This is a genomic window from Bacteroidota bacterium (assembly GCA_016711505.1).
GTDB lineage: Bacteria > Bacteroidota > Bacteroidia > AKYH767-A > 2013-40CM-41-45 > JADKIH01.
In genome coordinates, this window is record JADJSV010000017.1 from 420,383 (window position 1) to 434,364 (window position 13,982).

Genomic DNA, 13,982 nt, shown 5'->3' on the forward strand with positions numbered 1-13,982 from the left:
CGTTATTGATCTAAATTAATTACCATGAAAACAAAAATGAAACTGATTGCCTCACTCAAAATTTGGATTGTAATATATCCGTCCATTACATTATTTCTTTTTCTGTTTGGCCGGTCATTATCGGCACTACCCTTATATCAAAGAACGTTTGTACTTACAATCGCTTTAGTCCCATGGGTAATGTTTGTAGGAGTTCCTTTGGTGGAATCGTTCTTAAGAATAATAAATACGAAAAATAAAATTTCAAATTAATTAATATTAATGTCCCATGGCTTCTTTGTCCAGAAGAGAATTTATTCAATTAGGAGGAAAAGCTGTTGCATTTTCTCTGTTGCCATATTCCCCATCACCAAATTTAAAATACAATTCAATGACTAATAACAAATATTTTGATGTAATAATAATAGGCGGAAGCTATGCAGGTTTAGCAGCGGCAATGTCTCTTGGAAGAGCTTTAATAAAAACATTGATCATCGACAATGGTAATCCAAGCAATCGCCAAACGCCACATTCACATAATTTTCTAACGAATGACGGTAAAACGCCTGCTGAAATAGCCACACTTGCTAAACGGCAAGTGAGTAATTATGATTCTGTCTCTTTTCTAAACGATACTGCAATCAATGCTGAAAGAACATTGAATGGATTTAAAATTCATGTTGCCGGTGGTGAAAATTTTGAAACAAAGAAATTGATTTTCGCTACTGGTATTAAAGATACATTACCTCCGATAAAGGGTTTTTCAGAATGCTGGGGTATTTCAGTCCTGCATTGCCCCTATTGTCATGGTTACGAGATCCGAAATAAAAGAACGGGAATTTTTGGAAACGGAGTTACAGGCTTCGAGTTTGCGAAACTCATTTCGAATTGGACAAATGATCTTACCATTTTTACCAATGGCGACTCTTCATTCACAACCGATCAGAAAAATAAACTTCATACACATCATATTAAAATAATTGAGAATAAAATCGACCGACTTGATCACAGCAATGGTTATGTAAATAGGATTTTATTCAAGGACGGTTCTGTATTGCCCATTGACGCAATCTATGCACCCTCCCCTTTCGAGCAACATTGCAAAATTCCTGAAGCATTAGGATGCGAATTAACAGATGAAGGTTACATTAAAACAGATCAATTCCATGAAACAACGATTAAGGATGTCTTTGCAATTGGTGATAACGCTACCAAAACAAGAACTGTCGCAAACGCAGTTGCTATGGGTACGCATGCCGGAATGACCCTCAGCAAGAAAATGATCATTGAAGAATTCTAATTGAAAGAATAGAAAGCACTCTGATGAAAAATAATGTGAAATGAAAAATCTTGATGCCACAATTTACAGATTTACAATTGCTTTTATAAGCATTGTAAATTATACTAATGCTCAGTCCGCTATTGGCCTTCTGAGGTATAACGACAACTTTACCTTCATCAAGGATGATAGCCTGAAAAAAGGTTTTAATCGTTTTAAATATATCGAGTTCAGCGAAAATAACTTCATTTCATTTGGCGGAGAAATCAGAGAACAACTCCAATTGTACCATAACATTAATTTCGGAGATCTGCCTCCGAAATTTTCAAGCATTAATGCCCACCAGCTTAATCATCGTTTGATGCTTCACGCTAACATAGAATCAGGAAATCATTTTCGCTTTTTTATTCAAATGAACAATACTCTTCAGTTCATGAATGTGAATCCACCGTCTCCCGAAATAGATGTGAATCATCTGAGCTTACATCAGGCTTTTTCTGAATTCCTGTTTGACAAATGGAAAATCAGAATAGGCAGACAAGAGGTCTTTTACGGAAAGCACAGGATATTCACAGTAAGGGAGGGCCCGAATACCCGGCAAACTTTCGATGGAATGGTTGTAAAAAAAGTTTTCAAAAATGGCACAATAGATTTCTTTGCTTTGTCCAAAACAATTTCCAAAAAATTCATTTTTGATGATGAGTTTGGAAAAGAAAGGTCCTTTGGATTTTACAGCAACTTGTTTTTAACTGAAAAAAGTATCGGATTGGATTTTTATGGATTAAATTTCCAATCAGAACAAAGGAAATACAATCACAACTCTGGTCCAGAGAACAGACAAACAGTTGGGTTTCGGTTATTTTCCGATTTGAAGCAATTTAATTTCGAAATAGAAGGAACGTATCAAACAGGCCAATTCAATTCGCTTTCGATTGATGCTTATAATGTATTTGCCGATGTCAATATAACAATCCTGCAAAAAATGAAAGCCAGAATTGGCTTGGCTGCAAATATCAGTTCGGGCGACAAAAATAGTTCTGACAATAAATTAAATACATACAATTTATTGTATGCAAAGCCTGCATATGGTTTGGCTATTCCATTAGGCTCTGCTAACATGATCAGCATATATCCTTACATTAAAATAAATCCGGTTCCAAAACTCAATATACTGACACAAGTTTTCTTCTTACAAATAAATAGTGATCAGGATGGTTTATATTCTCCATCTATGATAATGGTAAGACCTCAACCTGAAACCTCATCCAATTCAAACTCGATGTATATGGGAACTTTCTTTGTATTAGAAACGTCCTATCAGCATTCTGAAAACTTCTCACTCTCCTTTGATGCATCCTATTTCAATGTTGGAGGTTTTCTTAAGGAAACCGGAAAAGGTAAAGATCTGACATACGTTTCATTTAAATCTACCTTCAAATTCTGATTTCGAATTACTTTGTTGAATGAAAACATCTAATTGCACGGCTCATTAGGGCCGTGTAAATAGATGTTTTTGATTTTAAGACATGCTCCTTCTGCATGGTTCTATTGTAAATGTTGAAGTGATATCAACAGTCTAATCCCAATGCACAATCATATCAGTATGGTCTCAAGCAACATTCCGGCCGGGGTAACTACCTGCAAAAAATCATACATTCATTTAGAATTCCTTTTAGATTATGAGTGCAAATGAAAGTTCTTAATAAAAATAAGTAAAAAAGATGCAAACCATAAAGCCTGCATCTTTTTGTAATAATTGATCAAAATAAAATTGGTGTTAATCTTTAAGTTTTGTCGCTGGTGAAAACTAATCTGCGACAACTTCTTCCACAATCAGTTTTTAATTATTTTCATAATTGAAGTTCCACTTTTGGTTTTTAGTTGCAAAAAAATAAACCCCGCTAGCAGAATCAATTTCGATATCAAATAAATTCTCACCTATAAAAACTCTCTCCTGAATTAATCTGCCATCGATAGCAAATATAGCTGCGCGAACGGAATCGTAATCAATATCCATCTTTACTGTAATTCTGCCTGATGATGGATTCGGATAAATCCATGCCGAAGATTGTTGCGATGCAAGAGATATGACCTCTGTAAACGGACCACCTTCCAGACGTACCAGACCATTTACATGAATACTATCGTAGGTCCGGTAATCGCCGCCGATCAGCATCTTGTCATCATACCCTTGTAATTCGATTGCGTGACCTCCGGGATTAAAAGTAAGATAGCCGTCAGAAATTCCAAAACCTGTATTAAATGTATTATCTGTTGTTCCGTCTGAATTCAGTCTTATAATTCCATTTGCTAACGTTCCGTCAAAGGAAGAAAAAGTTCCGGTCAGAATTATTCTTCCGTTTCCCTGAATCTCTGTTTCGTTTACCTTCTGATCAGCTCCGGTACCGATATTGTTGATGAAGGATGAATCAACTGAACCATCCGTTTCAAGTCTGATAATTCTTTGACTCATTGCTCCGCAGGCAATAATTTTTCCATTTGTCTGGAATTTTAAATCATTTATTCCGACAATTCCCAGGGGAGTGAATGAGTTTTCTACTGTACCATCGGAATGCAATCTGAGAAGCGGTTCACATGCAACACCATTATACGTAGTAAAATTACCACCAATAATCATATCTCCACTTCCGCCCGGTACAAGCACAACAGAGTTTGCTTCCGCATTAAAACCATTTGTAGCGGAAGGAGAAATAAAACTTAGATCCGGGATACCTAACGTATCCAGTCGTATGATCCTGTTAAACGCTGCTCCGTCGAAAGTTGTAAAGTTGCCGACCACAATTATTTTACCATCAGGTTGCAACAATATTTTTTTAACGCCATTATTAAAACCTGTTCCGATATTAAAATTTGGATCAATGGAACCATCCCAGTTTAATCTCACAAGATTTTTTCTGGCAACATTGTCATAAGTGGTAAAACCGGTGCCATCTCCGCCGACATAAATTTTCTGATTGATTGTATCCAATACAATACAACTGATCTTAACTGTAAAAGTAGAGTTCGTTTTAAAACCTATAGGAGTATGAAAACTCGTATCTATATCACCATTCGTCAGCAACCGTACAATTCCAGGCGCCGCTGTTCCATTATAACGAATTGCATTTCCATCAAGAGCAAGCAGTATTTTATGATCCGGCTGGAGTTTTATGTCACGGATGTAGTGAGAATTTGAAACTCCCCATGAAGTTGTAAACGATGTTTCCAGCCATCCGTCCGGTTTTACACGCGCAATTTTATTTCTCAACGTATTGTTATACTCAATAAATGCTCCACCAATTAAAATGGAACCGTCAACCTGAACATCGAGCGACTGAATTTCATCAACTGTATAATTATACGTTGATATCGATGATGTGTAAAATGAATGATCCAGTCTTCCGTCCGGTAATATCCTGCAAAGTCTTCCGATGGTATCTGTATCATAAATCGCAAAATCTCCTGCTGCCAACAGATTATTATTAGCATCAAAATGCAGATCATAAACAATATTGTCAAATCCGTTCCCGGAAAGAAAAGATGTATCAACTGAACCATCAGACATCAACCTGCAAATTCTTCTAAGAGTTTGTCCGTCGTAAGAAGTAAATGCACCGGCAACAATCAGCTTCCCTGAATTATCAAGCAGTGTTCTATACACAGTATTGCTGAAACCGTTTCCAACATCGTAAGTAGGATCAAGAATTCCATTGATAGATAAACGTACAAGTCGGTTGGCAGCAGTATTATTATCGTACTCACTGAAATTTCCACCTACATAAATGGAATTTGTAACATTATCAAAATTTATCGATCGTGCTGAATTATCAAATCCAACACCGGAAATAAATGTTGTATCCAATGATCCATCCGTGTTCAATCGTACTATTCTTCCGGCCGGAGTTCCATCATAAGTATTGAAAGATCCGCCGACTAAAATCTTTCCGTCAGGTTGAAGACAAATTGCATACACATTACTGCCATTGTTGAAACCTGTCCCAACCGTAAAACCAAGATCCAATGCTCCTGTGCTGTCAAGCCGGACAATCCCACTCCGTGGCTGACCGTTAAAGGATGGAAAAGTTCCGCCGACAATTATTTTACCGTCGTTCTGCACTGCGAGAGACTGGACTTCTCCACTGCTGAATCCGGATGAAGTTTGAAAAGCCGGATCCAGATCACCGTTGTTCAATAACCGCACAAGTCTCGGGCGACTCACGCTATTATAAGTAGTAAATGGACCTCCGACGAGGATCTTCTGATCCGGTTGGAGCAAAAGAACATTTATTCCGGCACCATTGAACCTGGATGAATCGCCCAATTGCGGAGACGGTCTTCCAAAGCTGTAATCGATAGCACCAAACTGAGCGTTGCTTGTGTATGTAAGTAAAAATGCAACGAATAATACAAGGTATTTTTTTTTCATATATGAGAATTTAAATTTAAAAAAATTATGGTTATGCAGACGCAATTTAGTGGTTGTTGTTTAAATATCAAAATGGATATTGGACAAAATATCGGCGTATATATCTGCGAAAATCAGCAGGAAATAAATTGCGGCTAAATTTTACCCGCAGTTCGATTACATGAAATAAATTATTTTCAGGAAATCGCCTTCTTCGTCATCATCCCAATAAACTCTTCCTTCTTGCGTCTTGAAATTTCTGCAACGGAGTTGTCACTCATATGTACAAAATATCCATCAAGGCGACTGAAGCGCTTTACATGTTTAAGATTGATCAGATGCGAATTGTGTGAACGGAAAAAACCGTATTCGTGCAAAAGGTCTTCGTACTCTTTGATGTTTTTTGTACCGGTAAATTTTTCAATGGCTGTGTGGATGTGCGTGTAGGCTCCGTCGGCATGCAGACGAATAATTTCTTCGGGTAATAAAAATGCATAGCCGTCTTTTACAGGAATGGCAATTTTGTATGTCGTTGTTGTATTGAGATTTTCTAAAAAAGCATTGTATTGCGAAGGACCGTTCTCTTCTAATTCATTCGAAACTTTTTCTACTGCGCGGACTAAGTCATCGGTGTCGATCGGTTTTAAAATGTAATCGACTGCTGAAAAACGAATGGCTTTGATCGCATAGTGTGCATGTGCGGTTACGAAAATTATTTTGAAATCGATAACCGGAACTTTTCTAAGCAAATCGAAGCCGGTGCCGTTGGGCATTTCGACATCGAGGAAAACCAGTTGCGGTTTGTTCTTGGAAATGAAATCGAGCGCTTCGTCGACGGAAGAAACCTGACCTACGACTTTTACCGTCGGACAATATTCTTCCAGTAATTTGGAAAGGCATTCGTGGTTCTTTTTTTCGTCGTCGACGATGAGGGCGGAGATCATGTGGGGGCGTGGTCTACTGTGTGTTTTTATTTCCCGCAGAGTGCGCAGATTTCGCAGAAAATCCGCAGAGATCTCTGCGAGATCGAATTTGATTTTTGCACTATATCTAATCAATATACTACTTCGTGTAATAAATTTATATTCCGAAGGAATTTCTGCGGATTTTCTGCGAAATCTGCGCACTCTGCGGGAAATAATCACACTCTAACAAAGCTAACCGAATTCCCCTCAGATTTGCAAATTAAATCTCAACTTCTACCCTTGTTCCCGTTAAAGTACCATTTTCCGAGCGCAGATCGCGGTATTCTGCCTTGATATTCTTCCTGAAAAGCTTGTTATATGCCTCTATCCGCTGGAAAATGATCTTCGTTCCCCGTGATTCATGCGGCTCCCGGTTTTTGATGTTCCACTCTTTTGCTTCTTCGAAACCGATTCCGTTGTCTTCAATTGCTATCAATAAGTTCTCCCCTTTTCTGCGGATATCAATTACGATCTTCCCTTTACCTTTCATCTTAGAAATACCATGCTTGATGGAATTTTCTACGAATGGCTGCAATAACAACGACGGCAATTCATAATCGGAAAGTTCTATTCCTTCTTCAACATCTATCCTGAATTCAAAACCGCTTTCAAATTGCTGCATTTCCAGTTCAACATAATTGCGAAGTGAATTCAATTCGGCTTCAAGTGATACTACTTGCTTATCGGAATTGTCAAGAACATATCTCACCAACTTCGAAAATGAAGTCAGATATTTTTCTGCCGACTTCAGATCATGACTCTGCATATAAATCCGGATCGAATTCATGACGTTGAAAATAAAATGCGGATTCATCTGAGCACGGATTGCAGTCAACTGCAAGGAAGCCTGCACTTGTTCATTCTCCAGCTTTTCTCGTAACTTTCTCAACTGACTTTTGTAGTAAAAGAAAACTATTGCAGTTATTAAAAGTGAAATTCCAACTTTAAACCAGACCGATTGCCACCACGCCGGACGAATTACAAAATTGAAATTTGCTGAAGCATCGCTCCACACGCCTGATTTATTCATTGCCATTACACTGAAATAATAATTGCCCGGAGCAAGCGATAAAAATTCAACTTCGCGATTCATCGTTGTTGAAGTAATGGTGTCTTTGTCGTGAATCAACAAATACTTGTAGGTTATCTTTTCAAAACTCTTAAATGAAATTGCATTAAAACTGATCTGCAGATTATTTGAATCGTGTGGGAAGATCATGTTCTCAAATCCAATGATCTTCTTTGTATTCATCTTAATTGATGAGATGTAGATCTTTGGTGAAATTGTATTTGTGAAATCAGCAGTTGCTGAGAAAAAAGAAATTCCTGAATTGGTTGCAACGTAAACTGTATCATTCAATACAGCGATCTCACTGATCTCATCATTCAACAAACCATCGCTGTGATGGATATTGGTGATCTTATACGCGATGGAATTCAGATCATCGAACTCTATATGACTTACTCCTTTATTTGTTGCTACCCAAACTTCATTTCCGGAAACTGTCATTCTTCCCACCAGATTACTTGCAAGGCCTTTGGTTTCATCAACTGAAATTACAGAGTCGTTTACTACGAACAAGATTCCCTTTCCTTTTGTTGCAAACAATAATTTATTTCCGATATGTTTAATGTCGTCGACACGTACTTCGTCAAATTCCTTTTTATATGGCGTCTCCCGTTTAGTTCTTTCATCATAATAAAAAACCCCACGATTACAACCTATGAGTAAACGTCCATCATTTGTTTCAACAATGGTATTGACCCGTTGGGAAAGCAAATCGCTGATATATATCGAATCAGATTTAATAGAAAGTATAAAGGATGATCCTGCGGCATAAATGTCGCCATTTTCTTTTCTGAAATATTCCGTCTTTACACCTATCGGATTACGGATCTTATAAACATTATACTTCCCTCCAATAATACTTCCTGCATAATACCTGCTCACATAAATTGCAGGATCCCCCGCAAAAACAGTCAGGTCTGTAATCGGTAATTTTTTTGCAATATCAGTTTGTTCGTAAATCGTTTTTACTTTCTGATTCTGCATTTCAAGAATTGCACCGGTCCAGCAACCAATATAAAGCTTGCCTGTAAGATCAGTTGCCAGACTAGTTGGTTTCTTTATTGAATCAGAAAACTCAATGCTTTTTATCTTATCGTCCGGCAAATAGAAAACTCCATTCTCCAGTGTTGTGAACCAATATCCATTTTCATTATCCTGAAAAATTGCTGAGATCATATTCCCTTTCAGAAAAAGTCTTGAATAATTTCTCCAGTTATCTTTGTCATAGTAAAAAGTCCTTCCTCCGATCCTACCCACAAATTCTGATTGTCGTCTTCGAGCAAGGCAAAAATACTTCCCGCCAATGTAAAGAGCTTTTCTACCTTACCGTTTTTATCGACAAAAAACGCAGAGCTGCCGATTGAAAAAATTACTTCATCCGTACTCGTGCGACGAAAACAAAGTCTTCCGAATTCACTCGTAACTATTTCATACTGCCATTTCTTTTCTCCAAAACGATGATTCACGAAAGCTTTTGTACTGTTTCCATTTACACCAAGTATCGACGACACATGGTAATTCCCCGGAAATTCGTTGATGTAATAATTTGAATCTATCTGAAATCCTACTGAGTCGATGAAATTATACTTTCCGCCACTGTCGATAGAAAATGTTCCTTTCCCCCTGAATGAAACAACAACTTCCTGCAAACTGTCGACATAAAAACCATTTGGAATTTTGTTCTGTGAATTTTTCAGTAGAAAATCATTGTATTGATAAGGGATTATTTTCTCATCCTGAAAATAAAATACCCTTCCGGAATAAGTGAACATCCACAACCGACCACTGACATCTACATGCAGATAAAAAACAGTATTGTCTGTTAAGCCATCTTGTGTAGTGAATGTCTTGAATTCATATCCATCGTATCTGACCACACCCCTGTCTGTTCCCAACCAGATGTTTCCATAATTATCCTGTATTACCGAATAAAGTTCGCTGCTCGATAATCCTTCTTCCGTAGTAAAATGCTTGAACAAAGGAAGGGCGTCCTGAGCCGCTACCCGGGTAACCAAGGCGAATTTCAGGCAAAAAAGCACAAACAAAATCCCAAGCCTCGCAGTTGACGACATAAAAATTGTCTTTGCGTAAATATGATGAAAAATAAGATGTAAGTCAACACATGGATTCTATCGGTGGATTAAAAATCCATAGCTCGATAGCACAGGATCACAGATCCTGCGCAACAACATCCACAGCTCGGTCGCACAGGATCAAAGAGCCTGCGCAGCATTGTCCACAGTTCGGTAGCAATGGGTTTAAAAAAAATGAAGCAACTTTCATGGCCGAATCACCTTCACTTTTCATTTCTTCTAATCGAGTAGTATAACTCATCCAGCATTTCACCATTTTTCAAAAGGGTTTTTTTCAAACTTACATTCAAATTTAAAACCGGATTTTTCTAAGACGCGTTGTGAAGCAATGTTTGTTCCAAAGGGACGGGCGAAAATTCTGGTGATGTCGTAGGTCTTGAAACCGAAGTCAACAATCTGTTTGATTGCTTTTGTAATAATTCCTTTGCCCCAAAAAGGTTCTGCAAGCCAGTAACCCAATTCGGCATTCATTCTTTCAATGTCTTCTTTGGGATGCAAACCAATTCCGCCGACTGCTTCACCATTTACATCGATTGCAAAAATGTGGATGGGATCATCTTTGGTTGAGAAGGCAATGAAGGCTTCTCCATTTTCTTTTGTGTAAGGATTTGGAAATTTATCAGTCATAAATTTCGCAATGTTGATGTTGTTGGCGTACTTAACCAGACTGTCTATGTCTTTTGTATTCCAGGGGCGAAGGGTGAAATTCATTTAGCAAAGAAAAACAATTCTGCGCCAAATCTGCGAGATCTGCGGGAAAATTTTTCTGTGTTTTTTTCTCCCGCAGATCACGCAGATCACGCAGAAAATCCGCAGAAATTCCTGCGGAATTATTTTTTATCTATTTCATTTACGATCTCGCAGAGATCTCTGCGGATTTTCTGCGTGATCTGCGAGATCTGCGGGAAATTTTTGTGTGTTTTTTTTCTCCACATAACTCGCAGATTTATCGCAGAGGATTATTGCTTTATGACTTTCCCAATCCGCACTCTGCTCTTACTTGTCATCCTCAAGAAATATATACCTGACGAAAATTTCTCAAGATCGATTTCATTGTTAGCGGAAGTGACCTTCGTAGTTTGACAGAGTCGACCATTTGAATCAAAGATCTGCAACGTTGCAGTTTCCCCATCAGGAATTTGCATCAGATGAATTGAACCGGATGTCGGATTCGGATAGATGCCAAGATGAGTTTCATATGGATCAGTAATATCACTCGTCAGACACCAGAAAATCTCTACAGTTGTATCGCTGAAACTTTCGCTCATCAGAAAATGATACTGTGAAAAATCTGTTATGCCGAATTGAGTGATCGTATCCTGATACGTCTGAAGACCATTACCCATATGAGCAAAGAAATTTACCCAGCCGATCTTATTTGAAATTGTATCGCCTTGCGGACTGACGATCTGCACTGACGGATAATTCATATGTGCGAAATTTCCGTTGAAGATCCTTACATTAATATAGATTGGATTTAAGGTATCATACCAGACACTGTCTACACATACCAGGGAATAATCAACAGGCATTCCCGCTACGAAAGGATAATCAAACTTGATAAGATCTGCACTTGAGATACTGTCTTCCAGAATATATATTCCGGAATCATCGAAAGCCATGTCAACAGGAAACTCCTGAACCGAATTCGAATTGTAATCGCCAAACCAATTCTGATTTCCCATTACATCGAATGTTGCAACTCTTACATTGTTATCAATTGGTCCTTGTATTGCGCCTGCGATAAGAATGTAATTCTGACTAAATAAAGAAGACGATATCCTGTAACTGTCCAGACCATTCATCGAACGCTGCCATTCAAAATCACCATTGTAATTATACTTGTACATAGAATCATTCAAGCCGATTGCAATTATATCCTGATCCCAGTCAACGATCAATTCAACACTGATATCACCAAACGGTGGACAGACAGCAATATCCGGTTTAATCCAACTGAAAGTACCTGAACTATCAAACCGAACCAGATTGTAGGTTCCATAATTATTTATCAGATAAATATTATTCTGGTAGTCGATAGCTATATGCGCAGCATCAATTGTGACTGCAGTAAAATTAACAGATCCGTCCGTGTTATATCTGATCAGATTAGTTGCGCCGGCAACAAGGGAAGCGACAACACGACCTGCATTGTCAACTGCAATAAAATTAGGAGCAATCACCTACAGACCATTGTTCATTTCCAAACAGATCAAATACAGCTATTCCTCCTTGTCCTTTAAATAAAGTAAACTGTTTTTCATATCATTTGATGAAATGAAGAAAGCTGAGTATATTGCCATCGGTATTGAACTTTCGTAAATATATACTCTTTTCCGAAGAGCCTGATTGATAACAGAGCGTCACAACATTTCCAAAAATATCCACTTCCGTTTTTACTGGAAAAAGATAACTACTATCTGGCAACGTATTCATTGTTTGCGTCCACAGCGGCGTGCTTTGCGCATTAACATTCATCTGAATGAAAATAGTGATCAGGGTTAGAAGTAATTTGTTTTTCATAGGAATTAAATTTTAACTGAGATTAATTTACAATACAATATTATTTCATATTGTTCATTCCGACAATGTCAATTTTACGGCATCAATGGTACTTTTCGCGGATGGATTTCCTGAACTGATCCGGAGTGAAATCAGTATTCGTTTTGAAAAATTTCGTAAAATAACTGGGATCATCGTAATTCAAGGCTGCAGCTATTTCCTTAATGCTCTTTTCTGAATGATAAAGCAGTCTTTTTGCTTCGAGAATTATCCGCTCATGGATCAATTCACTTGCCGTTTTTCCGAGTTCCTTTTGCATCGTATCATTCAAATGTCCGGGAGTAATGTTTAATAATGCCGCATACTCGCTGACAGATTTATTCTCTGCAAATTTTTCTTCCACGAGCTTTCTGAATTTTCTTGTCGTTTCATTTTTCACTCCATGCTTTTCACCGGAAGGAACCTGATTCAGATATAATCTCCTGCATGAAATTAAAAACAAAGACATCCAGGAAGCGATCACCTGAATTTTATCTGAATGCTCTGAAGCATATTCTTTCTGAATCCGCTTAATGATGTCGTTAATTTCGCTTACGTTTTCTGTATCTTCCAGACGAACAATTGGAGTTGATGATGGATTTATAAAAAACGGCAACGTTTCAATGAACATCGAACTTGCTGCGCGATCAAGGAAAAAATCATCAGTAAACGAAAGCACATATCCCGTAACTTTCGGATCTCTTCTCAGTAAGTGCACTTGTCCGGGTGATACAAAATGAATTGAATTTTTCTCAATGGGATACGATTGAAAATCGATCTCATGACTTCCACCCGAACCATTGAAAAATAATACTTCAAAATAATTATGGCGATGCGGATGGCTGGCATCATAAGGGTTGTAGCTCTCTTCCAGCTTTGTGAATTCAAATAAATGATCCTTGTGGAGACTTTTATTGAAATCGAATGCGGGTATGTTTTTCTTTGAAATCGACATATTTTCAAAGATATTAATTCATTCCTTTGAATTAAATTTTTCATTGCTAAATTTATCGTTCAATTGATACAGAAATGAAAATAATACTCCTTATTTTAACATTTATCCTCCTTCCTTTTTTAGGAATTTGCCAAGGTACATGGACCCAGGAATTAAATTTTCCCGATTCCGGAAGAAGTATGGCTCTTACAACTACTGTTGGCGATACCGGTTTTATGTTCATGGGATACAAAGGCGGTTCCTTTTCCTATGCAACCTGGTTGTATGATCATTCAGCAAATTCGTGGACACAAAAAGCTCCGTTTCCCGGAACATGGCGAACCGGTGCATTTGTCTTTGCATTGAATGGAAATATATTTATCGGTTGCGGAACCGATTTTAATGGAAGTAATTGCAAGAATGATGTCTGGAAATATAGTATTGCAACAAATACATGGACTTTAAGTTCGCCCTATCCGGCGGATAATAGAGAAGGTTTCGCATTTTACACATATAACAACAAAGGATATGTTGTTTTCGGAAGAAGTAATTGTTCGATTTCTCCTTCGAGTAATTTTTATGAATTCGATCCCATTGGAGAAACGTGGACTGCATTAACACCATATACTTTCCGGGGGTGGAACAAGCATCGCTGCAGTTTATGACAACAAAGTTTTTTTTCGGAATAGCGGAACCAGTTTTGTTCTTGTTTATGAT

The 13,982-nt window shown here is 37.8% G+C and carries 11 protein-coding genes and 1 pseudogene; 4 read left to right on the forward strand and 8 right to left on the reverse strand.

The features are described 5' to 3' along the window. The first annotated feature begins 268 nt into the window (after positions 1-268). Both IPL24_15380 and IPL24_15385 read left to right on the forward strand, forming a co-directional pair. Positions 269-1,279, forward strand: a complete 1,011-nt coding sequence (locus tag IPL24_15380; GenBank protein ID MBK8364988.1) for an NAD(P)/FAD-dependent oxidoreductase — start codon at positions 269-271, stop codon at positions 1,277-1,279. Between the two features lie 40 nt (positions 1,280-1,319). Continuing rightward, complete coding sequence (locus tag IPL24_15385; GenBank protein ID MBK8364989.1) at positions 1,320-2,702, forward strand: alginate export family protein; 1,383 nt, start codon at positions 1,320-1,322, stop codon at positions 2,700-2,702. A gap of 396 nt (positions 2,703-3,098) precedes the next feature. Here IPL24_15385 and IPL24_15390 read toward each other — a convergent pair whose 3' ends face one another. From IPL24_15390 to IPL24_15405, 4 genes are all read right to left on the reverse strand, one after another. Next, positions 3,099-5,684: a hypothetical protein gene (locus tag IPL24_15390; GenBank protein MBK8364990.1), complete on the reverse strand. Its 2,586-nt coding sequence runs from the start codon at positions 5,682-5,684 to the stop codon at positions 3,099-3,101. A gap of 176 nt (positions 5,685-5,860) precedes the next feature. After that, positions 5,861-6,607 (reverse strand): response regulator transcription factor, encoded by a 747-nt coding sequence (locus IPL24_15395; protein ID MBK8364991.1) that lies wholly within the window; start codon positions 6,605-6,607, stop codon positions 5,861-5,863. A gap of 241 nt (positions 6,608-6,848) precedes the next feature. Continuing rightward, positions 6,849-8,954: a histidine kinase gene (locus IPL24_15400; GenBank protein MBK8364992.1), complete on the reverse strand. Its 2,106-nt coding sequence runs from the start codon at positions 8,952-8,954 to the stop codon at positions 6,849-6,851. Next, on the reverse strand, positions 8,882-9,769 hold the full coding sequence (locus IPL24_15405) for a hypothetical protein (GenBank protein ID MBK8364993.1): 888 nt from the start codon (positions 9,767-9,769) through the stop codon (positions 8,882-8,884). The genes IPL24_15400 and IPL24_15405 overlap by 73 nt, the downstream gene beginning before the upstream one ends. 50 nt (positions 9,770-9,819) lie before the next feature. Between IPL24_15405 and IPL24_15410 the strand changes: the two genes are divergently transcribed. After that, positions 9,820-10,026, forward strand: a complete 207-nt coding sequence (locus IPL24_15410; GenBank protein MBK8364994.1) for a hypothetical protein — start codon at positions 9,820-9,822, stop codon at positions 10,024-10,026. On the opposite strand, the pseudogene IPL24_15415 reads toward IPL24_15410, so the two are convergent. From IPL24_15415 to IPL24_15430, 4 genes and pseudogenes are all read right to left on the reverse strand, one after another. Next, positions 9,994-10,501 (reverse strand): annotated as a pseudogene (locus IPL24_15415) (GNAT family N-acetyltransferase). The gene IPL24_15410 and the pseudogene IPL24_15415 sit on opposite strands and share 33 nt — an antisense overlap. Before the next feature lie 248 nt (positions 10,502-10,749). Next, entirely contained in the window at positions 10,750-11,973 is a 1,224-nt protein-coding gene (locus IPL24_15420) for a T9SS type A sorting domain-containing protein (GenBank protein ID MBK8364995.1), read from the reverse strand. 82 nt (positions 11,974-12,055) lie between these two features. Continuing rightward, positions 12,056-12,313 carry a hypothetical protein gene (locus IPL24_15425; GenBank protein ID MBK8364996.1) on the reverse strand — a complete coding sequence of 86 codons (258 nt, stop codon included), beginning with the start codon at positions 12,311-12,313 and terminating at the stop codon, positions 12,056-12,058. A gap of 82 nt (positions 12,314-12,395) precedes the next feature. Further along, on the reverse strand, positions 12,396-13,286 hold the full coding sequence (locus IPL24_15430) for a helix-turn-helix domain-containing protein (protein ID MBK8364997.1): 891 nt from the start codon (positions 13,284-13,286) through the stop codon (positions 12,396-12,398). 74 nt (positions 13,287-13,360) lie between these two features. On the opposite strand from IPL24_15430, the gene IPL24_15435 reads away from it, so the two are divergent. Beyond that, entirely contained in the window at positions 13,361-13,930 is a 570-nt protein-coding gene (locus IPL24_15435; protein MBK8364998.1) for a hypothetical protein, read from the forward strand. Positions 13,931-13,982 lie beyond the last annotated feature (52 nt).

What these genes read in the sequence shown, in the direction of transcription:
- IPL24_15380 (MBK8364988.1), top strand. Translation starts at nt 269, where the DNA reads ATGGCTTCTTTGTCCAGAAGAGAATTTATTCAATTAGGAGGAAAAGCT.
- IPL24_15385 (MBK8364989.1), top strand. Translation starts at nt 1,320, where the DNA reads ATGAAAAATCTTGATGCCACAATTTACAGATTTACAATTGCTTTTATA.
- IPL24_15390 (MBK8364990.1), bottom strand. Translation starts at nt 5,684, where the DNA reads ATGAAAAAAAAATACCTTGTATTATTCGTTGCATTTTTACTTACATAC.
- IPL24_15395 (MBK8364991.1), bottom strand. Translation starts at nt 6,607, where the DNA reads ATGATCTCCGCCCTCATCGTCGACGACGAAAAAAAGAACCACGAATGC.
- IPL24_15405 (MBK8364993.1), bottom strand. Translation starts at nt 9,769, where the DNA reads ATGTCGTCAACTGCGAGGCTTGGGATTTTGTTTGTGCTTTTTTGCCTG.
- IPL24_15410 (MBK8364994.1), top strand. Translation starts at nt 9,820, where the DNA reads ATGGATTCTATCGGTGGATTAAAAATCCATAGCTCGATAGCACAGGAT.
- IPL24_15425 (MBK8364996.1), bottom strand. Translation starts at nt 12,313, where the DNA reads ATGAAAAACAAATTACTTCTAACCCTGATCACTATTTTCATTCAGATG.
- IPL24_15430 (MBK8364997.1), bottom strand. Translation starts at nt 13,286, where the DNA reads ATGTCGATTTCAAAGAAAAACATACCCGCATTCGATTTCAATAAAAGT.
- IPL24_15435 (MBK8364998.1), top strand. Translation starts at nt 13,361, where the DNA reads ATGAAAATAATACTCCTTATTTTAACATTTATCCTCCTTCCTTTTTTA.